Source organism: Leifsonia sp. NPDC014704 (assembly GCF_043083605.1).
In the GTDB taxonomy this organism is placed as follows: Bacteria; Actinomycetota; Actinomycetes; order Actinomycetales; family Microbacteriaceae; genus Leifsonia.
The window spans coordinates 1,273,870-1,300,274 of sequence record NZ_JBIBYW010000001.1 but is presented as its reverse complement, the minus strand read 5'-3'; the positions used below and the strand labels follow the sequence as shown (position 1 = coordinate 1,300,274).

Here is a 26,405-nt window from a genome sequence, read left to right as displayed (position 1 = left end):
AGGTCGAGTCTACCCGTAGGGGTCCGGCGCCGCCCGCGGTGGTGCCTACGTCGACGCCTGGGCCAGCGCCCAGTCGAGCGTCACGCCGAGGGCCGTCAGCACCGAGATGTGGCCCTCACGCGGGCGGATCCACAGCTCGGCGTCGGGGACGCGTTCGAGGAGGGATGCCGCGTGCTGGGGAGGGACGACACGATCGGAGCCGCCCTGGACGAGGAGGACCGGCGGCCGGACCGCACGCAGATCGAAGCCCCACGGCGAGACGTACGCCAGGTCGTCGTCGGCCTCGCCCGCCGGGCCCTCCGCGGCTCCGGCGCCCGCGTCGGCCCCGAGGGGACCCCAGTCGGCGTTCAGCGTGTCGTAGTCGCGCGCGGTGAAGGACTCGGGATCGAACTCAGCCGTCTCGGCGTAGGCCAGCCGGGCCTCGCGGCCGGAGAGCGCTGCGCGCAGGCCGCCGGGGGATGCCATCCCGGAGAACCAGTCGGGGGAGCCGTCGAAGGGGGAGAGGCCGGCGAGCGTGACGATCGCGGCCACCCGCGCAGGGTCGAGGGCTCCCAGCGCGAGAGCGTGCGGGCCGCCCCCGGACGCGCCGACGGTGACGAACCGCTTCACGCCGAGGAGGTCGGCCACCGCGAGGATGTCGAGCGCCGCATCCGCGATCGAACGCCCAGGGCGGACATCAGAGCCGGGATAGCCGGGCCGGGTGACGGAGAGCACGCGCATTCCGCGGGACTCCGCCGCAGCAGCCACCGGGGCGATCACGGCACCCGTCTGCGGCGTGCCGTGGTGCCAGACCAGCACCGGGGCGTCCGGGGCGCCGCCCGTGTCAAAGAAGCGGAGCGCTCGGCCGTCGGCCGTGCGCACATCGTGCCGGGTCACGCGCGCCACGCCTCCAGTTCGGCGAGGAGCTCGGCCTTGCGATCGTCGGACGCGAACGACGCCTCGATCGACGTGCGGGCGAAGCGGCGGGCCTGATCCGCGGAGAGGCCCAGCGCATCCCGGACCGCGGCGAAATTCTGCCCGACGTAGCCGCCGAAGTACGCGGGGTCGTCGGAGTTCACGGTCACGCGGACGCCTGCCGCATCCAGCCGGTGCAGGGGGTGATCGCGGAGGTCCGGGGTCGCCTGCAGGCGAACGTTCGAGAGGGGGCACACGGTAAGCGGGATGCGCTCCTCGGCCAGCCTCGCGACGAGCTCCGGATCCTCGATCGAGCGGATGCCGTGGTCGATGCGCTCCGCGTGCAGCAGGTCGAGCGCCTCCCGCACGTACGCGGGCGGGCCCTCCTCGCCGGCGTGGGCGACCGCGTGCAGGCCGGCGGCGCGGGCCCGGGCGTAGACGCCCTCGAACAGCGACGGCGGGTAGCCGACCTCGGCGGAGTCGAGTCCGACACCGACGATGCGGTCCGTGCGGCGGAGCCCGGCGGTCAGGGCCTCCTCGGCGGACGCGACCGGCTGATCGCGCAGGAAGCACAGGATGAGGGCACCGGACATCCTCAGATCGCGCTCGGCCTCATCCAGCGCGTCGCCGATGCCGTCCACGACGTCGTCGAACGCGACGCCGCGCGACGTGTGCGCCTGCGGGTCGAAGAACAGTTCGGCGTGGCGGACTCCCTGCGCGTGCGCGCGGCGGAGGTAGCGGCGCGTGAGCTCCGCGAAGTCCTCGCGGGTGCGGAGCACGGCCATCGTCGCGTAGTACAGGTCGAGGAACGACTGCAGGTCGTCGAAGTCGTACTGCGCCGACAGCTCCTCGATCGTCGCGTAGGGGAGGTCGATGCCGTTGCGGGCGGCGAGCTCGAACGCGAGCTCCGGCTCCAGCGTCCCCTCGATGTGGAGGTGCAGCTCGGCCTTCGGGAGAGAGTTCAGGGCGTCGTCGGTGAGGGCGTCGTCGGTCATGCTCCGATCCTCCCACCGACGGACGGGGTTGCGCCGCACGGATGACGCGGCGGGAGCGCGGGTCCGCTTAGCCTCGCGTCATGAGACGTCGTATCGCGCTTGCCGGGGCCGGTCTCGCGCTTGTCGTCGTCGGACTCGCCGTGGCGCGCGGGATGGACGGAGCGGTCGCGGCCTTCGTCGGCGACGCGCTCTACGCCGCACTCATCGTGGTCGTGATCGCGTTCCTCGCTCCACGTGCGTCCGCAGTGACTGTGGCCGTTGCCGCCTTCGCCGTGTGCGCCGCCGTCGAGCTGTTCCAGCTGACGGGGCTGCCCCGGGCGCTGGCAGGTACCGTTCCGGCCGTCGCGCTGGTGCTCGGAACGACCTTCCAGTGGACCGACCTGGTGGCCTACGCGATCGGCGCGATGCTGGCGGGAGCGGTGGATGCGGTCAGCCGACGCGCAGCAGGATCTTCCCGCGGTGGGCCGACGACTCCATCCGCCGGTGCGCGGCCGACGCATCCTCCAGCGGGAACACCGAGTCGATGACCGGGCGCACGCGGCCGTCGGCCAGCAGCGGCCACACGTTTTCCCGCACGGCGGCGATGATCGCGACGCGCTCGGCGAGCGGCCGGGCGCGCAGCGTGGTGCCGTGGATGCTCGCGCGCTTCCGCATGAGCAGGCCCATGTCGATGGATGCGGGCGTTCGATCGCGGACGGCGATGGACAGGATGCGGCCGCCGGTCGCGAGCGCGTCCAGGTCGCGTGCGATGTACGCGCCGCCGACGATGTCGAGCACCACATCCACCCCGCGGCCGTCGGTGAAAGCCCGAGCGGCCTCGACGAAGTCCTGGGTGCGGTAGTCGACCGCGGCGTGCGCACCCACCTCCCGGCAGAACGCCGCCTTCTCCTCGCTGCCCGCTGTCGCGATAACGTCCGCGCCGAGTGCGCGGCCCAGCTGGATGGCCATCGTCCCGATGCCGCTCGACCCGCCGTGGACGAGCAGGGCCTCTCCGGCAGCGAGCTTTCCGAGCGCGAAGACGTTCGACCAGACCGTTGCGGCGACCTCGGGCAGTCCGGCCGCCTCGACCAGGTCGACCGCGTCCGGCACGGGAAGGACCAGGCCGGCGTCGACGGTCACCAGCTCGGCGTAGCCGCCTCCCGGGAGCAGGGCGCAGACGCGGTCGCCGACCTGCCAGGCGTCGACGCCGTCGCCGACCGCATCCACGACACCCGAGACTTCGAGCCCCGGCCAGTCGGGAGCGCCGGGCGGTGAGGGATAGTACCCGCGCCGCTGGCTCAGATCGGCGCCGTTGAGCCCGGCGGCCGTGACGCGGATCCGGACCTCGCCGGCCGCGGGGACCGGATCGGGCCGCTCGGCGATGGTCAGCGCGTCGGCCTCGCCCGGCTCCGGCACGACGACGGCGCGCATCAGGCGCCTCTCGCAGGCTGGGTCGGCTCGACGCGGTCTGTGCGGCGGCCCAGCACATCCCGGATCCGCACCTTGCTCGAGTACTCGATCGATCCGTACCGGAACAGCCGGACGGCGATGCGCAGCACGATCACGGAGAGCACGAACAGCTCGACGATGATGATGATCGCCTGCCACAGCGGCAGCGACCCGAACGCGTTCAGGATCAGCGCCGTGATGGGGGCCGTGTACGGGAAGTACGCCAGCAACTGCACGATCGGCGAGTTCGGGGAGCTGATGGCAAAGCCCGACGCGTAGAGCGGGATGACCACGGCGAAGATGACCACCGAGAACACCGGCGCCGCATCCTTCGCCGTCGGCATGACCGCGCCGACGGCCACGAGCGTCCCGGTGAACAGGGCGAAACCGCCGATCAGGATCAGCGCGCCCACGATCATCTTCTGCGGATCGAAGACGAGCCCGCTCACGTCGAAGTTCGGCAATTGCAACTGATCGCGGAAGAACAGGTACCCGATCAGCATCGGCAGCGCGAACACCGCCAGCTGGATGATGCCGATCGCGAAGAGCGAGATGACCTTGCCGAGCAGCAGGTTCGTCGGGTTGATCGTCGTCAGGATCATCTCCGTGACCCGGTTCTCCTTCTCCTCCAGCGTGGAGTTGAGCATCTGGTTACCGAGGAACACGATGACGATGAAGAAGGCGGCCAGGAAGACGAGGGCCGGGAGGATCGCTTCGAAGCCGGGCGCCCGCTTGCCGTCGGCGAATGTCGTGGTCGAGGTCTTCACATCCCCGCGGAGCACGGCGACATCGGTCGGGCTGTCCAGTTTCTGCTCGACGCTCGCCGAGAGGAGCGACTCGGCGACGGCCGAGTACTTGCTGTTCTGGAACACGCCGGAGTCCTCGCCGTAGACGCGGACGGTCTGCTTCGCGGGATCGGCGGGGTAGGCGAAGTAGGCGGGCGTCCCTCCGATCTGGACCTCCTCGACCCCCTCCGCCTCGGAGGTGATCTGCGTGCCGCCGTACTGCTTGGCGATGGTCGCGTCGATGAGGCCGGAGTCGTCGGTGTAGAGGAACTCGAAGCGCGAGTTCTTCTGCTGGTCGGCGGTGTTCGCGGTCGACACGTTCGAGGCGATGATGAGACCGCCGAGGCCGAAGACGAGGATCGGGATGATGAGGGTGATCGCCCAGAACCGCCGCTTCGTGATCGTACGGCGGAACTCGAACGAGATGACGGTGCTCAGATTGTGGCGGGCCATGGTCAGTCCTCCTGGCGGCTCTCGGCGCCGTAGACCTCGACGAAGATGTCGTCGAGCGACTTCCGGGTGGGGGAGAAGCGGGAGACGGGAACGCCCGCATCCACAAGCCCCCGCAGAATCGTGGCCGGGTCGACACCGTCGACGGCCTCCAGTTCGGCATGGCCGCTCTCGTCGGACAGGATGCGGTACGCGGGGGATGCGGGCAGGCGGTCGGCGTCGTGGTCGACCTGGACGATGGTGCCGCCGAACTGCTCCTGCACCTCCTCGACCGTGCCGTAGGCCCGAGCCCCGCCGTCTTTCAGCAGGATGACGCGGTCGCAGAGGCGCTCGACCTCCTCCATCTGGTGCGTCACCATCATGACCGTCGAGCCTGCGCGCTTCTGGTCGTCGATGATGTCCATCAGGAGACGCCGGTTGACAGGGTCGAAGCCCTTTGTCGGCTCGTCCAGGATGAGCAGTTCCGGCTCGTTCATGATCGTCACGCCCAGCTGCACCTTCTGCTGCTGGCCGCCGGAGAGCTTGTCGAGCCGCACCTTCTCCTTGTCGCCGATGCCCACGCGTTCGAGATAGGAGCGGGACCACCGCCTGGCCTGCTCGGCGCCGAGGCCCTTGAGCCGACCGAAGTAGACCATGACGTCGATCACGGACTCCTTCTTGTAGAGCCCGCGCTCCTCCGGCAGGTAGCCGAGACGCTCGCCGGCCTCCGGGCTGAACGGCTTGCCGTCGATGTGCAGGACTCCCGCCGTCGGCTGGTAGATGCCGAGCAGTGCGCGGATGGTCGTGGTCTTGCCCGAGCCGTTGCTGCCGAGGAACCCGAACGTCTCGCCGCGGTTGATGTCGAAGGACAGATCGCGGATCACCGTCGTACGCCCGAAGTCCATCCGGAAGTTCGCGATGTGGACCAGCGGCTCCGTCGTCGTGGGGGTCTGTGCGCTCATCGGGGTCAGCCTAGGGCAGCGGCCCGGCGTCGGCGAGCGCCTCGAGCAGCGCAGGATGCAGCAGCCCGTTCGAGGCGAGCGACGACCCGTTGCCCGGGCCGGGCGTGCCGTCCACCGACGTGAACGTGCCGCCCGCCTCCTCCACGATGGGGATGAGCGCGGCGAGGTCGTAGGTCTTCACGCCGAACTCGGCCACCGCATCCACCAGTCCCTCGGCCAGCAGCATGTACGACCACATGTCGCCGTACGCGCGGTCGCGCCAGATGCGGCGGGTCAGGGCGATGAGCCGGTCGAGGTAGCCGGCTTCGTCCCACTGCGCGATGCTCTGGAAGCTGAGCGAGGCGTGCTCCAGGTCGGTGACCCCGGAGACGCGGATGCGGCGCGGCTCGGCGCCTGGGGCATCCGTCGTCCACGCGCCGCCACCGGTCACCGCCCACCAGCGCCGGCCCAGCGCGGGGGAGCTGACCACGCCGACGCGCGGGACGCCGTCGACGGCGAGGGCGATCAGCGTGCCCCACACCGGGACGCCGCGCAGGTAGTTCGCGGTGCCGTCGATCGGGTCGACGATCCACTGCCGGGCCGCGTCGCCCTCCGTGCCGTACTCCTCGCCCAGGATGCCGTCCTCCGGGCGTTCGGCTGCGATCGTCTCGCGGATGGCACGCTCCACCGCGAGATCGGCCTCCGTGACCGGGGACCGGTCGGGCTTCGTCTCGACATGCAGGTCGCGGTCGAGGAAGTGCGTGAGCGAGATGCGGTCCGCCTCCTCTGCCAGCCGGATGGCCAGGTCGAGATCGGCGGCGAGGGCGGGGGATGCGGTGTCTGGCACGATCCGAGCCTAGCGTCGCGGCCTTGGCAGGAGACGTGCAGGAGCGTACGTGTGGACGCATGCGAAAGATCGTGTACGCAGGCTCGACGTTCTACACCGGGGATGCGCTGGCGGAGGCGCTGATGGACTACGCGCGGGCGCTCGCCCGGCACGACATCGCCGACACGATTTTCGTGCCCGGTCGCACCGTGGCGGGGGACACCGACAAGGTGGAGCTGCTGATCGGGCCGGCCAGCCAGATCGTGAGCGAGCCGGTGGAGCTGATAGGGGTCGAGATCGAGGACGATGAGCTCGTCGCGCAATTGCGGAAGCTGACCGCGCAGTTGGCGCCGCACAAGCCGACCGCCGAGCCGGCCGACGCCTCCGGAGCCGACGGCGAGCACCGCTCGTTCGACGACATGCTCTGACCCGCGGACGCTCGCGGCCGGCGCGGGAGCATGGCGGGCGACCTTGTTCGCCGGAGCCGCCTGCCAATACGCTCGCGGTAGCCCTGCGGGGCGGAGCGGAGGCAGCATGCGTTTCATCCGGCGACCCGCGAGCGCGCGGGACCGCGTGACCGCCGCCACTTCCGAGCCGCTGCTGCGCCGCAGTCCGTTCCTGTTCGGCTACCTCATCGCCCTCGGCGCGATCGGCGCGGTGGCGACCGGGTACATGCTGTACGGGCTGCGGTCCATCATCTTCTCGGTGTTCCTCGCCCTGTTCGCGACCGTCGGGCTCGACCCGCTCATCCGCTGGTTGCAACGGCGGGGGATGCCGCGGGGCTGGGCGATCACATCCGTCATCCTCATCATCGTCGCGGTGCTGGTCGCGATCGTCTGGGTCGTCGTCCCGCTCATCGTCCAGCAGATCTCCTTCCTGGCGACGGCTGTTCCGCAGGAGATCGCGAAACTGCAGGCGGAGGGATGGTTCGACACCGTCGACGAGGCCAGCAACGGCGTGGCAGGCCAGGTCGTGACCTGGATCTCCCAACAGGTGCAGAACCCCCAGACCTGGGCCACCATCGGCAACGGGCTCGTCGGGTTCGGTCTGTCGGTGCTGAACGCGGTCACCACCGGCTTCTTCATCGCCATCCTCACCATCTACTTCATCGCCTCCTACGACTCCACGAAGCAGGCGGCGTACCGCCTGGTGCGCCGGTCCAACCGCGACCGCTTCGAAAGCTACGCCGAGCGCATCCTGCAGAACTTCGGCAAGTACCTGAGCGGGATGGTGGTGCTGGCGTTCTGCAACGCCGTCTTCAGTCTCATCCTGCTTCTCGCCACCGGGGTCCCCGGCGCCTTCCTGATCGCGCTCGCCGCGTTCTTCATCACCCTCATCCCGCTCATCGGGACCGTGCTGACGACCGCCGTCATGTCGGTGCTCGCGTTCATCCACTCGCCGGTCAGCGGCGTGGTGGTGCTCGTGCTGATGCTCGTCTACATGCAGGTGGAGGCGTACATCCTCACGCCGCGAGTGATGGGGAAGGCGGTGCAGGTGCCCGGATCGGTCGTCCTGATCTCGGCGCTCGCCGGTTCGACGCTGTTCGGTCTGCCCGGAGCGCTCGTCGCCATCCCCATCTCGGCGGGCATCATCCTCATCATCAAAGAGGTCGTGATGCCCCGGAAGGAGCTCCGCTGACCCGAGCGATCCTCGATTGGCGAGAACCGCGAAACGGATGCTAATGTTGAGCCTCGGTTCGGGAAACCGGATCGGATGCGCCTCTAGCTCAATCGGCAGAGCAATTGACTCTTAATCAATGGGTTCAGGGTTCAAGTCCCTGGGGGCGCACCAACGGAAAGCCCCGGTCAGACTCAAATAGTCTGACCGGGGCTTTCTGCATTTACCCCGTTCTAGGCGACTTAGGGCCTGTCCTGTGTGCACTCTGTGTGCAGCGGCCCCTGTGGGGGTGGATGCGGCCGCCTTCGCCGAAGTTTCGCGATCCGCTTTGCCGATGAGGTGTGTACAGGCCGACGTCTCATTCCGCAACTCGATCAACGGAGCAACGGACGATGTGAACATTACGATTCTGCCGGCCACACACTTGTCATTGGGGTGGGGTGGGGTGGGGTGGGGTGGGGTGCGCGGCGGCTACATACGTGGGTGATTCGTAAGGAAGGTTTGCGCGCCGCTGGCCTCCGATTGTCGGTGGATCGCGGTAACCTGCCGCGATCAGGGCGTTTCTGGGACTCTGAGCCCGGCGAACCGGCTTCGGCCCGACCACGCACGAGTAGGAAGGGTCTTCCAATGTCCGACAACGCAGATATCTCATCCCTGTCGTTCAGCGATGAGTTCCCGGTCAGCCACGCACTAGGAATGGAGTTGACAGCGCAATACGAGGCTTTCCTGGCGGGGATGCTCCACCCACAATTGCCGAAGCAGATCGCGAACCTTGAGATGCTGAACAACATGCTCTTCCGCACAGTCAAAGCGATTAGAGATCTTGAGGTTCGCCTGCAAGCTTTGGAGCCCAACCAAAGGTAGAAGGAGAGCTCGGCACAGGTGTACTCGGTGGATAGCCACCTGTTGCGCGGCGCGGTGTGCGCCTAGAGTGCTCTCGCGGCCGCCCAGTTGCGAGACTGGGCCGCCCCTTCAGCCGCCCCGATGCGGGTTCGGTGGACCATCCCAATAACCGTGCGAAACGCTATTCTCGTTGCGGCACCAGGTCGTCGGCGCGCTCTAGCGATTCGCGCATGGCCGTCAGTCGGCGCGCTGTCGGATCGACATCGGTTCCCGCTTGGCGGTGTAGCGGCGGGATCACGGCTTTCGGTAGCGCCGGATTGTCGCGCACCACTAGCCAGGGGTCCTTGTCTTGGCGGATGGGCTTCGGGCGCGTCACACGAACATTAGAGTGCATGCTCGAATTTCTGGGACTGCCGCTTGCGACAGTTCATTTCCAAAGGCCAGTAGCATGTGTTGAATCAGGGGAGGAAAGATCATGGGTACGCAAGTCGTGAGCCCTGTTCTTGAAGCGCGAACTGTGCGCGAGGAGTTCTGGAACGAAGATGGGCTCATTCAGTTTCCTGTGGAGCCCGCAGACATCGCCGAGCGGCTCGGAATAGATGTTTTGGTAGCCCCACTAGAAGGCAATACCGCCGGCTTCATTCTTCGCGAGGGAGAGGGCAGGCCGCAGATCGTCGTCAACGCCAAAGATAGCGCTGTTCGCCAGCGGTTCACTCTCGCCCATGAGTTGGGCCACTACATGCAGCATCGCGAGGACGATCTGATTGCGTATGTCGACAAGCGCGACGAACTGTCCACGCTAGGCGCGAGCCCATCAGAGATATGGGCGAACCAGTTTGCCGCGGAATTGTTGATGCCTACCTCGGTCGTCAAAAAGTGGTGGGCAGAAGGCCGCCCCTCGGAGGAGATGCGAGAACGCCTTGGCGTTTCGGCCCAGGCGATGGCGTTCCGGTTGAAGAACCTAGGACTGCTCGCGTGACCGAAGAGCCCGACTCGCAATCGTCGGAAACTGCGGAGTCGGACCCTGAGCTTCAACGATTGCTCGCAGCCACGTTGTACCGGCGCGCGTTGAGGCGTCAAGCTAGCGCGAGCGAGGTGGTGGAAGAACCATCCGCAGGGGGCCAACGGACCAGCTCGGTCATCGGGTACGCAACGACGACGATTGCCGACCCGGCCCGGGAACCCGAGGAGTCAAGCGAGACGGCTCTCGCCAGCGTCAAACTCCGGCAACAGGAGATGAAGCTAAAGCATCAAGAACAGTTGCTTGAGCTGCGACGGACGCTAGCTGCCAATGCAACCAAAATCGTCATCGTCCAATTACTTGCAGCGAACTTCTTTTTCGCTGCTTACCTTGCCTTCAACATCGTGCGCCCGGAGCCGGCCATCATGGTGGCCTGGCTAAGCGCGACTGTGGTGGAAGTGATTGGAATTCTCTGGGTGATAGCCAGGAGCCTGTTCCCGTTCCGTGACAAGTCACCGGGTGGACCCAAGAACCGGAAGCAGCAACGTAAGCAGCAACGGAAGAAGAAGTAAGGCGCTCCCTTTGTTCCCGACTACGTGGCCGGGCCGCTAAGTGTCGCGTTATCTGTCGACCGAAAGACTCCGTCGAGCCCGCGGTCAGGATGGTACGACCAAGAGAACGTCATGTTCTCTCAAGTCTCGCTCTGGCGACCGTCCATCGACGTTGTCTGGTCTATGTCCGAGATGACAGCGCTGGGTGCGCCTGGGTTGCGCAGAAGGCAGGCCTCGTCCCCTTGGCAAGTCCGCCGTAGTCTACGTCGCCCTCGCCATTGATGGTGAGAGTCATGCCATCGTCGCCCAGCTCGGAGTCGCCGCTATTAGGTAGGCCGGATTCCGCCAGCGCATCCTTGAGGATGGACTTCTTGGCAGCAGCTTCTTTGGCAGCTGCGGCCTGGGCTTTGGCTCGCGCTGCCTGATGTGCGGCATTCGCGCTGGCAGATGACACGACCCACGCGCCGCCCGTCACGGCCGCCCCGAGAAGCACACCCGCTATGCTCGTGGCGACCAGCAAGAGTCAGCGGGGAGCGGCTTCTTACTTCCGGTCGGAGGCTGTGGCAGATCCGGCGCAGGTGCTGACGCGCCTACTGGTTCGCTCATGAGGGAAGAGTAGAGCGATCCTCAGTTGCTGGCCATCCGTGGGGTCACCCTCTTCTGGGCGTCAGGCTTCGTGAGCGCGCGCATTTCGTGCCCGCGTCTCCGCTGCCTTGTGGCCGGCGATGGAGCCGCGGGGAGCGCTGCCACTGATCCGTTACTGATGGCGGCGTGAGGTATGCGCGAATGTCGCTGATGTAGCCACTCACCCCCGATCTTGGATCCGGGCAGTCACGCCTCAATGCCTGCTGTCGGATCGTGTAGCTGCTCAGGTGCAGGTATTCAGCTATCTCATCCGCACCCACCGGCTGTTCGTCAGCGGGCTCAAGTACGACGCGCAGCTCTTCCCGAATGATCTGCCGCAGTCATCCCTCAGTGATGTACATGGGATGAGGCTAGACGCGTCCGCAGCAGCCAGGCACTATGCGCACCAACCTGCGTGCAAAGTGCTGCCGACTAGAGCCAGTTCGACCCGAAGGGAAAGCAGCCTCTTGGGGCGGAACACCCCAAAGGAATGGCGCATTTCCGCGGAATCTGCGACTGGGGCGGCCTAGTCCGCACACGGGCTTCATGTCTCTTACTTGGTGTCTCTTACTCAATGGGTTCAGGGTTCGAGCCACTGGAGGCGCACCAACGGAAGCCCGGTCGCACGCAACGCGCGGCCGGCTCTTTCGCGTCGTCGGGTCGTGAGCCGCTGCTCCTCTTGGGGTAAGTGGGTGGCGTGATATCGCACGTGCGTCACTCCGTCTTCGACGCGACCTGGCGCAGCTCCAGGAGCGGGCAGCTGAACGGGTCCTTGTCTCCGAGGCCGACCTGGTTGATGTGGCGCGTGACGATCGCGTACGACTGCAGCAGGCCCGTCTCGGTGTAGCGGGTGCCGTTCGCGTCGCAGAAGGCGCGGATCATCGGTGCGGCCCGGCGCAGGTGCGGGCGCGGCATCGACGGGAACAGGTGGTGCTCGATCTGGTAGTTGAGGCCGCCCATCAGGAAGTCGATCGTGCGTCCGCCCCGGATGTTGCGGCTCATCAGCACCTGCCGGCGCAGGAAGTCGAGCTTCATGTCGTGCGGCACCAGCGGCATCCCCTTGTGGTTCGGCGCGAACGACATCCCCATGTAGAAGCCGAACAGTCCCAGCTGGACGCCGAGGAACGCGGCCGCCTTTCCCGGCGGGAGGACCAGGAGAACGAGGGCCAGGTATCCGAGGATGCGGACGGCGAGGAACGACACCTCCACGGCCCGACGCCGCAGCTCACCGCGCGCGAACACCCGCCGGACGCTCGACGCGTGCAGCGACAGACCCTCGAGAAGCAGGATGGGGAAGAAGAACCAGCCCTGGTGTCCGATCAGCCACCGGACCGGCCGCGAGCGTTTCGCCGCCACTTGAGCCGGGGTGAAGGACATCACCGGCAGCTCGATGTCGGGATCGGCGCCCTCCTGGTTGGGATTGGCGTGGTGGCGCGTGTGCTTGTGCTGCCACCAGCCGTAGCTCATCCCGACGAACAGGTCGCCGACGATGAGGCAGATCCAGTCGTTCCAGCGACCGGATCGGAAGATCTGCCGGTGCGCGGCGTCGTGGCCGAGGAAGGCGATCTGCGTGAAGACGAAGGCGAACACCACGGCGGTGGCGAGCTGCCACCAGCTGTCGCCGATGATCACGAACGCGGCGATCATGGCGGCGGTGACGACGGGGACCAGGATGAGCTTGGTCCAGTAGTAGCCGTAGCGGCGGTGCAGGAGACCGGCCTCGCGGACCATCGTCGCGAGTTCGGAGTAGCCCCCGTCGCGTGCGGTCGTACGTGTGGTGGTGGTGCGAATGCCCGTGGGCTGCGGGCCCGTCGAGCGTGGAGACAGTTGCGACATTGCGGGCCCCGAATCGTTGCGAGTCGCGCCGGGGTCCTGGACGCTGTGACTGCGATTCTACGCCGCCCATCACCGTTGTGGCGGTGTAGCGGCAAGCTCTCAGGTGCGGTTGCGCTTGGCCAGCGTCGAGCGCCGCACCAGGCCGATCACCAGGGTCGCGATCACCAGCACGATGCCGATGATCCCCAGCCAGAGCAGCCCCTTGATGGCGAAGCCGACGATTGCAAGGATCAGCCAGAGCACGATGAGGACGATGACCAGGATGAGCATGCCTCGAACGTACTCCGCGGGCGGCAGGAAGTAACCCTGCTGCGAGCGGCGATCGCGGGCTCGTGCGCTAGGCGAAGGCAGCCCGCTCGGCGCTCACACGCGCCCGGTGACCGTCGCCGGGCCCGCCACCCGCGGACGCGCGACCAGGCGGTGGTGGAAGCGCCGCGCCAGTGGGCGCTCCAGCGCGAACCACGAGACCGTCGCTGCGGCCACCGTGAGGGGGAGCGCCAGCAGAAGGGTGATGTTCGGGTCCGGGGCGAAGCGCACCTGGAGCAGCAGGATGATCGGGTAGTGCCACAGGTACATGCCGTAGGAGATGCGACCCAGGTAGTCGAACGGCGGCAGCGAGAAGATCCGGGTGAGCAGCGAGCTCTGGTGCGTCACGAGGAAGGCGATGAGCGCGCAGGTCGCGATGCCGACGGCCGGGAGACCGATCGTGTAGTACAGGTAGACCTTCTTCTCGGCGCCGGCCACGTTGAACTCGGGGACGAGCACCGCGACCGCGGCGAGGTAGACGAGTGCCGGGCCGACCGCCCATGCGGAGACGCGGCGGAGGATGTTCCCGGCGCCCGCGTGGAACGCGACCGCCAGCAGGGCGCCCATCAGCAACATGTCGACGCGGAAGGTGGTGGCGAACGTCTGGTACAGGTTGCTCGGGTCGAAGACGAGGAAGCGCGAGACCACCACAGCGAGCACCAGCACGCCGATGAGGATGGTCAGGGCCCGCAGCGGGCGGCGGAAGCGCAGCGCCAGGATGACCAGCAGCGGCCAGAGGATGTAGAACTGCTCCTCGACGGAGAGCGACCAGAGCGGTCCGAACGCGCCGAGCGCTCCGCTGTTGGTGATGACGATGAGCCAGTTGGAGAAGTAGAACAGCACGCCCGGTGTGGACGACAACGTCGCCGGGGCGAGCGTCCCGAACCGGCCGGGGAGGAACAGCGCGATGGTGTCGACGACCAGCACGAGCAGCAGGAGCGCGGGAACCAGGCGGAGGATGCGGCGGCCCCAGAAACGCAGCAGGTCGATGCGCCCCAGCTTCTCGTGCTCCCGGAGCAGCAGCGTCGTGATGAGATAGCCGCTCAGGACGAAGAAGACGTCGACGCCGAAACCGCCGCCGTGCATCCACGAGACATGGGCGTGCGCTGCGATCACCGCGAGGACGGCGAAGCACCGGATCCCGTCGAGTCCCTTGATTCTCTGCACAGGCAGAGAGTCTAGGTCACGTCGGCTCAGCGGTCGCGCGCGATCACCGAGAAGTCCTTGTCGCCGAGGCCCGCATCCACCGCGCGCTGCAGCTCGGCGGCGACGAGGGCTGCCGCGGGGAGCGGGGTGTCGGCGGTGCCGATCATCAGCCGGAGATCCTTGGCGAGCAGGGAGGCGGAGAACTGGGTGTCGTCGAAGTCGCCCGACGCGACGACGGGTCCCTTCATGCCCGCGATCGGGGCGATGGTCGTCAGTGGCAGCATCGAGAGCACCTCGTCGGGCGACAGGCCGCCCGCGGTGCCGAGCCGGAGGGACTCGCTGAGCGCCTCCATCGAGATGGCCAGCGCCAGGTTGGCGACCAGTTTCGCGGCGGCGGCCTTCTCGGGGCGATCGAAGGTGCGGATCTTGTCGGGGTCGGCCCAGAGGGCCACGACGGTGCGGGCTTCGCGGGCGGCGTCGTGCTCGCCGCCGATCAGCACCGCGAGACTTCCGGCACGCGCGGGCGCGAGCGAACCGACCACCGGCGAGTGGATGTAGCGCACGCCCGCATCCTCGGCCCACGCCGCAAAGTCGGCCGCGTCGGAGGGCGCGACGGTCGTGATGTCGATCCACAGTGCTCCCTCCGGGATCGGCAGCGACGGCTCGATCACAGTCTCGCGAACGGCCTCCGGGCCGAACAGGACCGTGATGACGGCGTCCGCCCCCTCGACCGCTTCGGCGGCGGAGGACGCGATGCGCGCGCCCCGGCGTCCGACGGAATCGGCCGGTCCGGGGGAGCGGTTCCACGCGGTGACGTGGTGACCGGCGTCGATGAGGTGGGTGACCAGCTCGCGGCCCATGCGGCCGAGCCCGAGGAAGGCGATATCCATGGCATCCACTGTGCGCCTGTGACCGCGGGCAGGGAAGGGGCCGGTCAGTCCCGCCGGGCAAGCGCATCCCGGCGCTCGAGCAGGAACGCGCGCTCGGCGTCACCGCCGCACAGCGAGGCGGCGACGTCGTATTCGTCCGCGGCCTCGGCCGTCCGCCCGGCGCGCAGCAGGAGCCCGGCCCGCACGCCGTGGAGGAGGTAGAAGCCGGCGAGCGGTTCACGCAGCGGGCCCAGCGCGGCCAGGCCCGCATCCTCTCCCTCCACCTCGGCTACGGCGACCGCACGGTTGAGCGCGACCACGGGCGTGGGGGAGGCGCGCAGCAGCTGGTCGTAGAGGGCGACGATCTGCGGCCAGTCCGTGTCTGCGGCCGTCGGGGCGTCGTCATGCACTGCTTGGATGGCCGCCTGCAGTTGATACGGACCCGGCCGCCCGCGCGCCAGGCATTTCCGGACCAGCTCGTGGCCCTCGGCGATCTGCTCCGCGTTCCAGCGGGACCGGTCCTGCTCGGGGAGCGGGATGAGAGCGCCCGCCGCGTCGACCCGGGCCGCGCGGCGCGCATCCACCAGCAGCAGGAGGGCGAGAAGACCGAGCACCTCCTCCTCGTCCGGAAGCTGGCAGTGCAGTTCGCGCGCCAGCCGGATCGCCTCCGTGCACAGCTCCTCCCGTACGAGCCGGTCGCCGGCGCTCGCCGCGTACCCCTCGCTGAACACCAGGTACACCACGGCCAGCACGGAGCGCAGCCGGGTGGGGAGGTCGTCGGCGGAGGGGATACGGTACGGGATGCGCGCGTCCCGGATCTTCGCCTTCGCGCGCGAGATGCGCTGCGCCATCGTCGGCTCGGGCACGAGGAACGCGCGGGCGATCTCGGCGGTGGTCAGGCCGCCGAGCAGGCGGAGGGTCAGGGCGACGCGTGCCTCCGGCGACAGGGCGGGATGGCAGCAGGTGAAGACGAGGCGGAGGCGGTCGTCGGCGATGGCGTCGGCGGCGGGGTCGTCGTCGGCGGCATCCGCACGGCCGTCGCCGGTCAGCTGCCGCAGCAGCGCCGCCTCCGCTTCCTTCTCGCGACCGACCGCATCCCGCCGCAGCCGGTCGATCGCTCGGCGGCGGGCGGTCGTGATGATCCAGCCGGCCGGCGCGGGCGGGATGCCGTCGCGCGGCCAGCGCTCGGCGGCGACGGCGAAGGCGTCCTGCACCGCGTCCTCGGCGCGGTCGAGGTCGCCGAAAACGCGGTACAGCACGGAGACGGCGCGGCCGTACTGCTCCCGGAACACCGACGCGATCGCGGCGGCATCCGGGGGCGAAGGTGTCGCACTGTTCTCCATGCCGGGTGCTCCCGTCACTCCGCGAAGGGCCGCACCTCGATCGGCAGAGTGGTGGCCAGCGCCAGTCGCCTGCCCCACTCGAGCGCCGCATCCAGGTCGGGCGCCTCCACGATGGTGAAGCCGCCGAGATGCTCCTTGCCTTCCGCGAAGGGGCCGTCGGTGACGAGCACGTCGCTGTCCTGCGGGCGCAGCACGGTGGAGGACGAGACCGGGAGGAGGCCGTTGGAGAACACCCACGCGCCGGCCGCGCGGATGTCGGCGTTCAGGGCGTCGAGGTCGCGCCCGATGGCGGCGAGCACCTCGGGCGCCGGGGCGGCTCCATCCGGCTGGTAGACGCTGAGCAGGTACTGGGTCATTGTCGTGTTCCTCTCCGGAGCGCCGCTTAGAAGGGCGCTCTCACCGTCTACACGAACACCCTGCCGCATTCTCGACAGCGGCGGCGGAATCCGCTGCCATTCAGGCGGTCCCGCGGCGGTGACGGTCCTCCGGGAGGAAGAGTGCGGCGATGAGCCCGCCGACGCCGAGGATCGCCAGGACGCCCATCGCCGTCCCGTACGCGGCACCGCCTGCGTCGATGTTGGCGACGAGGATCGTGCCCGCGATCGCCGTGCCCAGCGTCGATCCCAGGTTGGACACGCTCCGCGACAGCCCCGAGATCTCTCCCTGCGCCTTCTCGGGGAACGCCGACTGCACGACGTTCACCGACGGCGTGAGCATCAGCCCGAGCCCGGCGCCGATCAGGAACAGCCCGGGCACGAACGACCACTCCGTCGTGCTCACCGCCACCAGCCAGATCAGCAGCACGACGCCGGGGATGCAGAGCACGAATCCGGTCAGGATGAGGCCCCGCTGCGAGAAGCGCTTCGCCAGCCTCCCGGCGACCAGCGATGTCAGGAGCAGTCCGACCGTCGCCGCGGTGAAGATGACGCCCGTCTCGATGGCGTTGTGGCCACGAACCACCTGCAGGTAGGCCGACACCGTGAACGAGGTGCCCATCAGGAGCACCCACTGCAGGTTCTGGGTGATCAGCGCGATGTTCGACACGCGGTTCTTGAACAGGGCAGTGGACAGCAGCACCTCCTTGCCCGCGCGCTCACGGCTGCGCACCCACCAGAAGAAGAGGAAGAGGATCACGATCCCGGCGAGGACGAGCCCGATCATCAGCGGGACGCTGGTATCGGCCGCGAGGATGCCGAGCACCAGCACGAAGAGTCCGAGGGCGGAGAGCACGGCGCCGACGACGTCGAAGGGCCGGTCGGGGTCGGCCGGAACCGGGTCGGTCAGACGGCGGCTGAGCAGCAGGATGATCACGATGATGAGCGCCTGGAACAGGAACGCGGCGCGCCAGCTGATCGCGCTGGTGATCAGTCCGCCGATCAGCGGTCCGGCGGCGGCGCCGATGCCGCCGAGGGCGCTGATGATCCCGAACGCCCAGGCACGCGTCGCGATGTCGGGCAGGTAGAGGGTGGTCAGAATGTAGACCGGTGGGATCAGCAGCGCCGTCCCGATCCCCTCGAGGATGCTGTTGCCGAGGATGAGGGCCCACAGCCCGGGGGAGAGCGCGCTGATGATCGCGCCGATGCCGTAGACGATGAGCCCGAGGGTGAAGCAGCGTTTCCGGCCGATCTTGTCGGTCAGCTTGCCCGCCGGGATCATCAGGGCGGCCATCGTCAGCAGGAACAGCGTGATGCTGACCTGGATGCCCTGGACGGTCGTGTCGAGATCCTTCGACATGTCGTTGATCATCACGTTCATGTTCGAGCCCGCGAAGCTGCAGATGAACTGCGCGAGCGCGAGCGGCGCGATCAGGCGCCGGACCGATGCGTGCGAGACGCCGACGGCTGCTGCGGTCATGGTGACCTCCGATCGGGAGGGCGGACTCCGCCCGGATGCTAGCTCCGTGGGTGCGCTCTCGGGTAGACGGCAATCCACCGGCGCCGAAGATCTCTCTCGCCGGTCGAGGGTCCTCGGGGTTACCATCCCGCCATCGACCGGAAGGGACACATCATGGCCGCAACCGAGAACGCGTTCCCGGATATCGCCGACCACGGACTGATCGGCGACCTGCAGACGGTGGCCCTCGTCTCGACCGAGGGGTCGATCGACTGGTTCTGCGCACCGCGCTTCGACTCGCCCGCGGTCTTCTCGTCGCTGCTCGACCGTGAGAAGGGCGGCTTCTTCCGCATCCGGGCGGAGGACGACGGGATGCGCATCAAGCAGATGTACTTCCCGCAGACCGCCGTGCTCATCACCCGGTTCATGTGTCCGTCCGGGGTCGGCGAGGTGATCGACTTCATGCCCGTCGCCGACGAGCCCACCATCCCGAGCGACAACCGCATGGTGCTGCGCGGCATCCGGGTGGTCCGCGGCGAACTGGACTTCCACATCGAGTGCCGTCCGCGGTTCGACTTCGGCCGGCTTCACCACACGGCGAGCGCGGCCGACGGCGGCGTGGTGTTCGAGGGTGACGCGGTCCGCGCCTCCCTCACCGGGCTGACGCCGGATGAACTGGGCGGCCTCGACCTCGCCAGCGGCGATGTGGACGCGACGGTCACGGTCTCTGCGGGGGAACTCCGGCTCTTCGTCTTCCAGACCGCGCCGGAGTCCGGAGCCGAGCCGCTCACCGAGGACGCCGGACAGACGGCCTTCCGCGAGACCGTGGCGTTCTGGCGCGATTGGCTGCAGCGCAGCACCTATGCGGGTCGCTGGCGCGAGTCGGTGGAGCGTTCTGCCATGGTGCTGAAGCTGCTGCAGTACGCCCCGAGCGGTGGGCTGGTCGCCGCCCCCACGGCAGCGCTGCCCGAGCAGCTCGGGGGAGTGCGCAACTGGGACTACCGCTACACCTGGATCCGCGACGGCTCGTTCTCCGTCTTCTCGCTGCTCGCGCTCGGCTACACCGAGGAGGCGATCGCGTTCGCGCTGTGGGTCTCCGACCGGGTCGCCGAACAGGCAGGGGAGAGCTCGGGCCCCCTGAAGATCATGTACAGGATCGACGGCTCCTCCGACCTGGAAGAGCGTGAACTGGAGGACTTCGAGGGGTACGCGGGGTCGCGTCCGGTGAATATCGGCAACGGCGCTGCCGATCAGCTGCAGCTCGACATCTATGGGGAGGCGCTCGACGCGCTGTACGCCACCGAGCGCTACCGGCCGATCGGGCATCCCGGCTGGAGCAAGCTGTGCCGCATCCTCGACTGGCTGGTGGCGTATTGGGACCAGCCGGACGAGGGCGTGTGGGAGACGCGCGGCGGCCGCAAGGACTTCACCTACGGACGCATCATGTGCTGGGTCGCCTTCGACCGGGCCATCAGCATCGCCCGCGACCGGGGGCTGCCCGCTCCTCTGGAGGAGTGGCTCGACGCGCGCGACGCAATCTACGAGCAGGTGTTCACCCGGTGCTGGAACCCGGACCGGCAGGCGTTCGTGCAGTACCCGGGCACCGACGTGGTGGATGCGATCACCCTGCTCATGCCGCTGGTGGGCATGATCTCGCCGCAGGACCCCATGTGGCTGTCGACGCTCGACGCGATCACCGAGGAGCTGGTGACCGACAGCCTGGTGTACCGCTACAACCCGGCCGCGTCGCCGGACGGCCTGCCCGGCGCGGAGGGGACCTTCTCGCTGTGCTCGTTCTTCTACGTGAACGCCCTGACGGACGCGGGCAGGATCGACGAGGCGCAGTACGCCTTCGAGAAGATGCTGACCTACGGCAACCACCTGGGGTTGTTCGCCGAGGAGATCGACCCGGCGGGGCTGCAGCTGGGCAACTTCCCGCAGGCGTTCACCCATCTCGCGCTGATCCGCGCGGCGATCACTCTGAACGCTGCGCTCGACCGGCAGCAGAAGCGAGAGGCGGCCCCTCCAGGCGCCCCGCGGACGACCTCCGGCCGACCGCGCCGCTGACGCGCAGGTAGACGATCAGCCAGGCGAACACGACGACGCCGGCGACGAGTTCGGTCGCGGTCAGCACGTAGTAGCCGACGACGAAGAACAGCAGGACGGCCACGATCGTCGCGAAGAACACGTAGCCGAGCACGAAGAACGCGACGGGAGCCTCCGGCAGCGCCGCCCGCACCCAGAAGACGACGAGCGAGAACACCAGCACCATCCCGACCGCCGACACGTTGTGCAGGACCTGCGAGACGTTCAGCGGGAACAGCCCGACCCCCGCGAGAAGACCCCCGATGAGGATGAGTCCGACGCGGACACGGATGAGCGCGGCACGCCGACGGTCGGCGACCGGATCGCCCTCCGATACCGGGGCCAGGAAGCGCGTGTCCGTCGCGTAGCGCGCCATCGCCGTGACGATCACGCCGGCGATGATCAGGGTCAGGTTGAAGGAGAGGGACGAGATCGACCGGGTCATGCCGAGGGCGCTCAGGTGCAGCATCCACCAGTGCGGGTCCGGCGCGCTCAGCATCGCTGTCAGGATGCCGACGATGACGAAGGCGGCGAGCACGGTGGACAGCCGCATCAGGCTCATGTTCACCGCCGACAGGAACACGGCGTACCCGGTGACGGCCGCCGCGGTCGCCGCGAGTGCGGACGCGGAGAGGAAGTACACGGTCGCGTCCTGGAACCCGTCCGCGAGCACCGTTCCGAGCACCAGCCAGCCGAGGAGCGCGATGACGCCATGCGCGACGGCGATGGCGATGGTGTCGAACACGTCGACGGGGGAGACGCCCACCCGCCGCCGCTCGCCGGGGGCGGCGAATGGGGCGAGGCCGTCGCGCATCCACAGCCTCCCGACCACGTACGCCAGCACGGCGACGATGCCGCCCGCGTACGCGACGAACTGGCCGACCGAGTCCGGTCCCGCGATCGGCAGGTCGCGACCCCAGAACAGCGGGAGGGCGACGATGCCCGCGAGGACGAACGCCGCGGCGCCCGCGACGATGGCGGCTCCCTCCGCCTTGAGCAGCGGAGTGCGGCGCATCCGCACATCGGTGTCGCCCATGTCACCACCTCGCCGGCCGGGAACGCGCTCACTGTACCGCCGTGCGGAGCGCGCGCACCAGGCATCGTTCCTGTCGCTGTGCGGTCGCGGGGCGTCAGCCGCCGGTCGCCGTCTTCACGATCGCCGCACGGAGCACGTCGCCCGCTATGCGGCCACTTGCGGGGGTCGGGTGGATGCCGTCGACCGAGGTGTGCGGGCGCCACCGGCCGTCAGCGGTCCTCACCTCCGTCCACGGGTCGACCCACCTCCAGCCGGAGCGCCGGGCGAGCTGGCGGAGGTCCGCGTTGAGCTGCAGCGTCTCGGCAGCCCGGTCGTCGTTTCGTGGCGCGACCGCCGAGAGGATGCGGCGTGGAACCCCCGTCTTCTCGAAGATGGCGGTGATGTTCGTCAGTGTCCGAGGGTCCGGCCGGTCGTCGACCGGTGCGTCGTTCGTGCCCGCCATGACGACCACCACTTGGGCCTCGGGAAGAGGCGTCACATGCCGAAGGATGTCGGCGGTGGTGTCACCGTAGTGACGGTAGCCGCCCACATCCGTGACGTCGCCGGTGGCGGCGGTGGCGACCCACGTCCAGTGCGTCGGCAGGCCGAAGCGGTCGGTGGAGGCGGTGATGGAGTCGCCGATCGCACCGAAGCGGATGCGATCGGTCTGCGGGACGGAGCTGCAGGAGGCGATCAGCAGCGAGGCGAGGAGGAGTGGGGCGAACGATCGGGTGAGGCGAACCCAGACGCGTCGCCCGTTCATTCATCCTCCGAGTTGCCGGTCGATGTAGGGAGCCAGAGCCGTGGCGTACTCCTTGCTCAGGTGCGAGAAGTCGCGATAGACGATGACCGAACCGACCTGAGGGTAACACCACTGTTCGTCGCAGAACCGGTCGCGCAGGGCGAGGCGGGTGACATGGTGCTGCTGTTCCGCCAGGGTGGCGGCCTGGGTGATCACCATCGACGGCGGGAGGGCGGAGGCCCGCGGCACGGCACACGACATCGGATCGCTCGCGTGGCCGGCAAGACACGTCGGGACGGATGTCCCGATCGTGCGCGGGACATCCTCGAACACATAGACCCGCTTGCCGGAAGCGCGCCAACCCTCCCACTCGGCCAGGAATCCGTCGACCGCAGGATCGGCGAGCGGATGGTCGGGCGGCGACGCGAAGGTGTACGCCGACGAGAAGGAGGCCGTGAAAACGGCGCTGATCGTGGGGTCGGACGCGAGGCGGGCGTCCACGTTCTTCACCCACTGATGGCACGCCGCCTGATTTGCGTCGGTCGTCTCGTTGGGGAGGACGCGAAGCGCCAGAGTCGCCGGGCAGGAGGTCTTGACGTAGGAGACGACCTGCCAGCCGCGCTTCTTGCCGATGGCGTCGAGGGCGGGGATCCAGGCGGACGCGTGCGAGTCGCCGACGATCGCCACCTTCCTGGTCGCCTTCGATGCCGGAGCGCCGTACGAGCAGGTCACGAGTTCCGAGCCCTCGAACCCCGGCAGGCACAGCGGCTGCTCCTTCGACACGGCGACCGCGACCCGGCTGATGTCGACGGTTCCGGTGACCGGCGAACACGAGGCTTCGTGGTCGAGCGCGGCCGGCCCCTGGCAGGTGCCCGACCGCGGTGCTGCCGCAACCGGGGTGCCGACGGTGGGAACGATGACGAGCACCGCGCTGAGCGCCACCACCGCGGCTCCGCCGGCGAGCGCGAACCCGTAGGGCCGCCACCCGCTGCGCAGCAGGCGTCCGCGCCGGACCGGGTCCTCGACGGCGACCTTCGTCGCCCAGGCCAGCGCCGTCGCTCCGATCAGGATGGCGATCTTCGTCTTCCATCCCAGCGGGTGCCCCAGGATGAACGGGAGGATCACGATCGCGGGCCAGTGCCAGAGGTACAGGGAGTACGAGACGTCACCCAGGAACGTGGCCGGACGTCGCGAAAGCCACCATCCGGGACCGTAGGGATGCGGGTTGCCGCAGCAGAGGATGAGCGCGACCGTCGCGGCGACCGGCACGAGGGCGGTGAACCCCGGGAACGGCGTCACGGCCGTGTAGGTGGTGGCCGCGAACGCAAGGGCGCAGACGGCGGCCCAGGCGGTCAGGGTGGCTGCCGGGCCGCTGAACCGTCGGTCGGCCGCCAGAAGCGCCGCGAGCCCGCCGGCCCCGAACTCCCAGACACGGGTCGGCGTGACGAAGTACGCCCCGGCGGAGTTCACCGCCGTGTAGTAGATGGAGAAGGCGAGCGACAGGACCGAGATGACGGCGAGGCCGATGATGAACACGGTGCGACCGGAGGCCCGGGACGTCGACTTCGCACGACGCCCGGCGATCCAGAAGAGACCGATCAGGACGAGCGGCCACACGGCGTAGAACTGCTCCTCGACGGAGAGGGACCAGAAGTGCTGGGCGACGGTCGCGCTCTCGCCCATGGCCGAGTAGTCGACGGCGTTGGCGGCCAGCAGCCAGTTCTGGACGTAGAGCGCGCTCGCGATCAGCTGCTGGGCCGACGCATCCCACGTGGTCGCGGGCGCCCAGAGGTAGACGGCGACGCACGACACAGCGAGCACCAGCAGGGATGCGGGAAGGAGACGCCGGATGCGCCGCCCCCAGAATGCGGTCAGAGGAACACGCCCGGTGCGGCTGAAGTCGCGGAACAGGTGCGCCGTGATGAGATAGCCGGAGATGACGAAGAAGACATCGACGCCGACGTAGCCTCCGGTGAGCCGCTCGGGCCACAGGTGGTAGAGCACCACCGCGAGCACGGCGACGGCCCGGAGACCCTGGATCTCAGGCCGGAACCCCGCTCCTGGCTTGGCCGCGGTCGCTGGGGCGGCCGACCGGTCCCGGGGTTCGTTCACGAGTTCCAAGAGTAGAGCACGTTGGCGACTCATCGCGAATTATACGTTTTACATGTGCAATATTCATAATCCGCGCAATAGCGCCCATCTGCGGCGGCCGGCGGGTCTCAGTCGGCCCCGGCCCGCTCCAGCAGCGCGACCCCGATCTTCGAGTCTGCCATGCCGTAGAACACCCAGTCGCGGCCGTCCACCGTTTCGATGGCGGTCGGGAACACGACGTTCGGCACGATGCCGCTCCGCTCGTCCTCCGTCTCGGCCGAGAGCAGCGGTTCGGTGGTGCGGTCGAGCACCCGCCACGGCTCGTCGCCGTCGAGGATCATCGCGCCGGCGGCGTAGTTGACGTTCTTCTGCTGCGCGACGCCCGACTCGAGGCGGCCGGTCACACCGTGGTGGATGAGCAGCCAGCCCTCGGGGACGCGTCGCGGCGCCGGGCCCGCACCGATCTTGAGCTCTTCGAACGGGAACTCAGGGCCCGCCAGGAAGCGGTTCTGCCTCCAGCGGGCGAGCTCGCGCAGGTCGCGATGCACAGCCTCCACGGGGATGAACGCGATCCAGATGCTGGGACGGCCCTCGCCGGCGGGGGGTTGCTCGCCCTCGCCCGGACGGATCTCGCCCAGATCCCACACCGGCCGGTGGAGCACGGCGAGGCTCGGCGTGCCGTCGGGAGCCGTGACGGGCTCAGGGAAGAACACCGTGTCCTTGTTGTGGAAGAGCGACAGGTCGACTCCCAGCTCGTCGTCGTACTCGAACGACACGGGGCCGAGCCGCCGCCAGGCGCGCAGGTCGTCGGAGACGGCGACCGCGGTGTGCGGGCCGAGCGGTCCGTAGGCGACGTACGTCATCACGTGCAGCCCGAGCGACGGGATGAACGTGATGCGCGGGTCCTCGACGCCCGCGTTAGAGCGGCCGCGCTCGAACGGGCGGTCCGGTTCGAGCACGACGCCCTGGCGTTCGACGGCGACCGGGACGCCGTCCTCCGTGATCACGCGGGCGAGGCCGACGCGCGAGACGTTGCCTTCGGCGACCAGACGCGGCAGCAGGTACAGGTCGCCGTCGGGGCCGCGGCCGGAGGCGGGGTTGAGCACCCCCTCCGCCTCGAGCAGGTCGCCGGCGACGGGGGTCATCACGACGCCCGCGCGCGAGAGCCGGTATGGGAACGCGCTCATGCGTCCACCTCCTTGTAGAAGTACAGTTCGCGGACCCCGGGCGGAGCATCCCATCCCTGGGCGAACGACCAGCGGGCGTCGAGCTTCTGGAGCCCGCCCCAGGCGAGCGAGCCGCCGCGGTTGAGCTCCAGCTGGGTGAACGGGTCGTCGAGCCGGTACAGCGCTTGCGCTGCGGCGAAGTCGCCGTCGGCGTCGGCGTAGAAGAAGTCGAGCACCAGCCGGTCGCCGTCGACGACGGCGCAGGCGACCTCGAACAGCGTGCCGGGGAGCGGCGACAGGTCGAGGTAGGGCTGCACCTCGAAGCGCCACTCGAGGCCGTCGGTCGAGCGTCCGATCGTCGGCCGGCCGCCGCATCCCTCGGACAAGAACATGAGGTACTGGCCGCCGATGCGCACCGCCCGGCCGTGCTCGTCGCGCGGGATGACGGCTCCCTTCGCCCAGTACTCCGAGACCTCGTAGGGGACGACGAGGCCGCGCTTGGTCCAGTGCTCGAGGTCGTCCGAGACCGCGCTCATGATGTCGACGGCGACGGATCCGTCGTCCCGTCGCCAGATCGCGTTGTAGAAGAGCACGTAGCCGGTGTCGAGGGCATAGACCTTCGGGTCCTCGACGCCGAGCGTCTCGTTCGCCAGCGTCGGATAGAGGATCGGGTTGGCGGGTGAGTCGTGCCACGCGCCGTCCCGCCGGACCGCGTGACCGATCCGGCTGGCGGTCGACTCCTTGCGCGGCGACGCCCGGTAGAACAGGTGCACGTCGTCGCCGCGCTGGATGACGGTCGGGTTGAAGACCGAGTCGCTCGTCCATCCCACCCCGGTCGGGTCGTCCCACTGGCCCTCCGGGCGGAAGGTCAGCGCGTCGTCACGGACGAACGGCCCGATCGCCCAGTCCGGGCGCACCGGGTAGTGCGCCGAGAACTGGTCGGTCGAGATGCGGTCGGTGAGGGCGTTGGTGTGCGCGAGCGCCTCGCGGTAGCTCGCCAGCAGGGCGTCGTGCTCCGCCGGTGCAGTGTGGACGGTGTCCATGGTCTCCCGTGGTTCGTTTCTGTGGATGGACGCGGT

At 68.6% G+C, this 26,405-nt stretch carries 25 protein-coding genes and 1 tRNA gene; 8 read left to right on the top strand and 18 right to left on the bottom strand.

Translation table 11 applies throughout. The annotated features are described in order from the left end of the window. Positions 1–45: 45 nt before the first annotated feature. Both ACF1AJ_RS06325 and ACF1AJ_RS06320 read right to left on the bottom strand, forming a co-directional pair. Positions 46–876, bottom strand: a complete 831-nt coding sequence (locus ACF1AJ_RS06325) for an alpha/beta fold hydrolase (RefSeq protein ID WP_391506588.1) — start codon at positions 874–876, stop codon at positions 46–48. Beyond that, entirely contained in the window at positions 873–1,889 is a 1,017-nt protein-coding gene (locus tag ACF1AJ_RS06320) for an adenosine deaminase (protein ID WP_391506587.1), read from the bottom strand. Before ACF1AJ_RS06320 ends, ACF1AJ_RS06325 begins: the two co-directional genes overlap by 4 nt. A gap of 80 nt (positions 1,890–1,969) precedes the next feature. Between ACF1AJ_RS06320 and ACF1AJ_RS06315 the strand changes: the two genes are divergently transcribed. Further along, positions 1,970–2,416, top strand: a complete 447-nt coding sequence (locus ACF1AJ_RS06315) for a DUF2809 domain-containing protein (RefSeq protein ID WP_391506585.1) — start codon at positions 1,970–1,972, stop codon at positions 2,414–2,416. Here the strand turns inward: ACF1AJ_RS06315 and ACF1AJ_RS06310 are convergent. Genes ACF1AJ_RS06310 through ACF1AJ_RS06295 form a run of 4 tightly spaced genes read right to left on the bottom strand, consistent with a single transcriptional unit; the run spans position 2,319 to position 6,319 of the window. Then, on the bottom strand, positions 2,319–3,299 hold the full coding sequence (locus tag ACF1AJ_RS06310) for an NAD(P)H-quinone oxidoreductase (protein ID WP_391506584.1): 981 nt from the start codon (positions 3,297–3,299) through the stop codon (positions 2,319–2,321). The genes ACF1AJ_RS06315 and ACF1AJ_RS06310 overlap by 98 nt on opposite strands. Beyond that, positions 3,299–4,555: an ABC transporter permease gene (locus ACF1AJ_RS06305; protein ID WP_391506583.1), complete on the bottom strand. Its 1,257-nt coding sequence runs from the start codon at positions 4,553–4,555 to the stop codon at positions 3,299–3,301. Before ACF1AJ_RS06305 ends, ACF1AJ_RS06310 begins: the two co-directional genes overlap by 1 nt. A 2-nt stretch (positions 4,556–4,557) precedes the next feature. Beyond that, entirely contained in the window at positions 4,558–5,493 is a 936-nt protein-coding gene (locus ACF1AJ_RS06300; RefSeq protein ID WP_391506582.1) for an ABC transporter ATP-binding protein, read from the bottom strand. A gap of 10 nt (positions 5,494–5,503) precedes the next feature. Then, entirely contained in the window at positions 5,504–6,319 is an 816-nt protein-coding gene (locus ACF1AJ_RS06295; protein ID WP_391506581.1) for an inositol monophosphatase family protein, read from the bottom strand. Between the two features lie 59 nt (positions 6,320–6,378). Here ACF1AJ_RS06295 and ACF1AJ_RS06290 point away from each other — a divergent pair, with 59 nt between their 5' ends. The 6 genes from ACF1AJ_RS06290 (at position 6,379) to ACF1AJ_RS06265 (ending at position 10,291) form a co-directional block, all read left to right on the top strand. Next, positions 6,379–6,726, top strand: a complete 348-nt coding sequence (locus ACF1AJ_RS06290; RefSeq protein ID WP_391506580.1) for a hypothetical protein — start codon at positions 6,379–6,381, stop codon at positions 6,724–6,726. Between the two features lie 145 nt (positions 6,727–6,871). After that, positions 6,872–7,936, top strand: coding sequence for an AI-2E family transporter (locus ACF1AJ_RS06285; protein ID WP_391506579.1), 1,065 nt, complete (start codon positions 6,872–6,874; stop codon positions 7,934–7,936). A gap of 77 nt (positions 7,937–8,013) precedes the next feature. Continuing rightward, positions 8,014–8,089, top strand: a tRNA-Lys gene (locus ACF1AJ_RS06280). 453 nt (positions 8,090–8,542) lie between these two features. Next, the gene (locus ACF1AJ_RS06275; protein WP_391506578.1) at positions 8,543–8,779 is read left to right on the top strand and encodes a hypothetical protein; all 237 of its coding nucleotides are present in this window, start codon (positions 8,543–8,545) and stop codon (positions 8,777–8,779) included. A gap of 454 nt (positions 8,780–9,233) precedes the next feature. Then, positions 9,234–9,737 (top strand): ImmA/IrrE family metallo-endopeptidase, encoded by a 504-nt coding sequence (locus ACF1AJ_RS06270; protein WP_391506577.1) that lies wholly within the window; start codon positions 9,234–9,236, stop codon positions 9,735–9,737. Further along, entirely contained in the window at positions 9,734–10,291 is a 558-nt protein-coding gene (locus ACF1AJ_RS06265; protein ID WP_391506576.1) for a hypothetical protein, read from the top strand. Before ACF1AJ_RS06270 ends, ACF1AJ_RS06265 begins: the two co-directional genes overlap by 4 nt. Before the next feature lie 1,317 nt (positions 10,292–11,608). Here ACF1AJ_RS06265 and ACF1AJ_RS06260 read toward each other — a convergent pair. The 7 genes from ACF1AJ_RS06260 to ACF1AJ_RS06230 form a co-directional block, all read right to left on the bottom strand. Beyond that, entirely contained in the window at positions 11,609–12,730 is a 1,122-nt protein-coding gene (locus tag ACF1AJ_RS06260; RefSeq protein ID WP_391506575.1) for a fatty acid desaturase family protein, read from the bottom strand. A gap of 99 nt (positions 12,731–12,829) precedes the next feature. Then, the gene (locus tag ACF1AJ_RS06255) at positions 12,830–13,000 is read right to left on the bottom strand and encodes a hypothetical protein (protein WP_018190543.1); all 171 of its coding nucleotides are present in this window, start codon (positions 12,998–13,000) and stop codon (positions 12,830–12,832) included. 93 nt (positions 13,001–13,093) lie between these two features. Beyond that, positions 13,094–14,203 carry an acyltransferase gene (locus ACF1AJ_RS06250; RefSeq protein ID WP_018190545.1) on the bottom strand — a complete coding sequence of 370 codons (1,110 nt, stop codon included), beginning with the start codon at positions 14,201–14,203 and terminating at the stop codon, positions 13,094–13,096. A gap of 26 nt (positions 14,204–14,229) precedes the next feature. Continuing rightward, entirely contained in the window at positions 14,230–15,072 is an 843-nt protein-coding gene (locus ACF1AJ_RS06245) for an NAD(P)-dependent oxidoreductase (protein WP_391506574.1), read from the bottom strand. A gap of 44 nt (positions 15,073–15,116) precedes the next feature. Beyond that, on the bottom strand, positions 15,117–16,394 hold the full coding sequence (locus ACF1AJ_RS06240; protein ID WP_391506573.1) for an RNA polymerase sigma factor: 1,278 nt from the start codon (positions 16,392–16,394) through the stop codon (positions 15,117–15,119). A gap of 14 nt (positions 16,395–16,408) precedes the next feature. Beyond that, positions 16,409–16,750 (bottom strand): YciI family protein, encoded by a 342-nt coding sequence (locus ACF1AJ_RS06235; protein WP_391506572.1) that lies wholly within the window; start codon positions 16,748–16,750, stop codon positions 16,409–16,411. Between the two features lie 100 nt (positions 16,751–16,850). Beyond that, positions 16,851–18,248 carry an MFS transporter gene (locus ACF1AJ_RS06230; protein ID WP_391506571.1) on the bottom strand — a complete coding sequence of 466 codons (1,398 nt, stop codon included), beginning with the start codon at positions 18,246–18,248 and terminating at the stop codon, positions 16,851–16,853. A 153-nt stretch (positions 18,249–18,401) separates the two neighbouring features. Here ACF1AJ_RS06230 and ACF1AJ_RS06225 point away from each other — a divergent pair, with 153 nt between their 5' ends. After that, the gene (locus ACF1AJ_RS06225) at positions 18,402–20,294 is read left to right on the top strand and encodes a glycoside hydrolase family 15 protein (RefSeq protein ID WP_391506570.1); all 1,893 of its coding nucleotides are present in this window, start codon (positions 18,402–18,404) and stop codon (positions 20,292–20,294) included. On the opposite strand, the gene ACF1AJ_RS06220 is transcribed toward ACF1AJ_RS06225, so the two are convergent. From ACF1AJ_RS06220 to ACF1AJ_RS06200, 5 genes are all read right to left on the bottom strand, one after another. After that, positions 20,203–21,348, bottom strand: coding sequence for a hypothetical protein (locus ACF1AJ_RS06220; protein ID WP_391506569.1), 1,146 nt, complete (start codon positions 21,346–21,348; stop codon positions 20,203–20,205). The genes ACF1AJ_RS06225 and ACF1AJ_RS06220 overlap by 92 nt on opposite strands. 94 nt (positions 21,349–21,442) lie before the next feature. Further along, entirely contained in the window at positions 21,443–22,090 is a 648-nt protein-coding gene (locus tag ACF1AJ_RS06215; RefSeq protein ID WP_391506568.1) for an SGNH/GDSL hydrolase family protein, read from the bottom strand. Continuing rightward, positions 22,091–24,181 carry an acyltransferase family protein gene (locus tag ACF1AJ_RS06210; protein WP_391506567.1) on the bottom strand — a complete coding sequence of 697 codons (2,091 nt, stop codon included), beginning with the start codon at positions 24,179–24,181 and terminating at the stop codon, positions 22,091–22,093. Between the two features lie 107 nt (positions 24,182–24,288). Beyond that, complete coding sequence (locus tag ACF1AJ_RS06205) at positions 24,289–25,347, bottom strand: glycosidase (protein WP_391506566.1); 1,059 nt, start codon at positions 25,345–25,347, stop codon at positions 24,289–24,291. Beyond that, positions 25,344–26,369, bottom strand: a complete 1,026-nt coding sequence (locus ACF1AJ_RS06200) for a hypothetical protein (RefSeq protein ID WP_391506565.1) — start codon at positions 26,367–26,369, stop codon at positions 25,344–25,346. The genes ACF1AJ_RS06205 and ACF1AJ_RS06200 overlap by 4 nt, the downstream gene beginning before the upstream one ends. Between the last annotated feature and the right edge of the window lie 36 nt (positions 26,370–26,405).

Excerpts from the sequence above, each read along its gene's own strand:
- ACF1AJ_RS06320 (WP_391506587.1), bottom strand. The coding sequence starts at position 1,889 with ATGACCGACGACGCCCTCACCGACGACGCCCTGAACTCTCTCCCGAAG.
- ACF1AJ_RS06315 (WP_391506585.1), top strand. The coding sequence starts at position 1,970 with ATGAGACGTCGTATCGCGCTTGCCGGGGCCGGTCTCGCGCTTGTCGTC.
- ACF1AJ_RS06310 (WP_391506584.1), bottom strand. The coding sequence starts at position 3,299 with ATGCGCGCCGTCGTCGTGCCGGAGCCGGGCGAGGCCGACGCGCTGACC.
- ACF1AJ_RS06305 (WP_391506583.1), bottom strand. The coding sequence starts at position 4,555 with ATGGCCCGCCACAATCTGAGCACCGTCATCTCGTTCGAGTTCCGCCGT.
- ACF1AJ_RS06300 (WP_391506582.1), bottom strand. The coding sequence starts at position 5,493 with ATGAGCGCACAGACCCCCACGACGACGGAGCCGCTGGTCCACATCGCG.
- ACF1AJ_RS06290 (WP_391506580.1), top strand. The coding sequence starts at position 6,379 with ATGCGAAAGATCGTGTACGCAGGCTCGACGTTCTACACCGGGGATGCG.
- ACF1AJ_RS06275 (WP_391506578.1), top strand. The coding sequence starts at position 8,543 with ATGTCCGACAACGCAGATATCTCATCCCTGTCGTTCAGCGATGAGTTC.
- ACF1AJ_RS06270 (WP_391506577.1), top strand. The coding sequence starts at position 9,234 with ATGGGTACGCAAGTCGTGAGCCCTGTTCTTGAAGCGCGAACTGTGCGC.
- ACF1AJ_RS06260 (WP_391506575.1), bottom strand. The coding sequence starts at position 12,730 with ATGTCGCAACTGTCTCCACGCTCGACGGGCCCGCAGCCCACGGGCATT.
- ACF1AJ_RS06255 (WP_018190543.1), bottom strand. The coding sequence starts at position 13,000 with ATGCTCATCCTGGTCATCGTCCTCATCGTGCTCTGGCTGATCCTTGCA.
- ACF1AJ_RS06245 (WP_391506574.1), bottom strand. The coding sequence starts at position 15,072 with ATGGATATCGCCTTCCTCGGGCTCGGCCGCATGGGCCGCGAGCTGGTC.
- ACF1AJ_RS06240 (WP_391506573.1), bottom strand. The coding sequence starts at position 16,394 with ATGGAGAACAGTGCGACACCTTCGCCCCCGGATGCCGCCGCGATCGCG.
- ACF1AJ_RS06235 (WP_391506572.1), bottom strand. The coding sequence starts at position 16,750 with ATGACCCAGTACCTGCTCAGCGTCTACCAGCCGGATGGAGCCGCCCCG.
- ACF1AJ_RS06230 (WP_391506571.1), bottom strand. The coding sequence starts at position 18,248 with ATGACCGCAGCAGCCGTCGGCGTCTCGCACGCATCGGTCCGGCGCCTG.
- ACF1AJ_RS06225 (WP_391506570.1), top strand. The coding sequence starts at position 18,402 with ATGGCCGCAACCGAGAACGCGTTCCCGGATATCGCCGACCACGGACTG.
- ACF1AJ_RS06220 (WP_391506569.1), bottom strand. The coding sequence starts at position 21,348 with ATGGGCGACACCGATGTGCGGATGCGCCGCACTCCGCTGCTCAAGGCG.
- ACF1AJ_RS06215 (WP_391506568.1), bottom strand. The coding sequence starts at position 22,090 with ATGAACGGGCGACGCGTCTGGGTTCGCCTCACCCGATCGTTCGCCCCA.
- ACF1AJ_RS06205 (WP_391506566.1), bottom strand. The coding sequence starts at position 25,347 with ATGAGCGCGTTCCCATACCGGCTCTCGCGCGCGGGCGTCGTGATGACC.
- ACF1AJ_RS06200 (WP_391506565.1), bottom strand. The coding sequence starts at position 26,369 with ATGGACACCGTCCACACTGCACCGGCGGAGCACGACGCCCTGCTGGCG.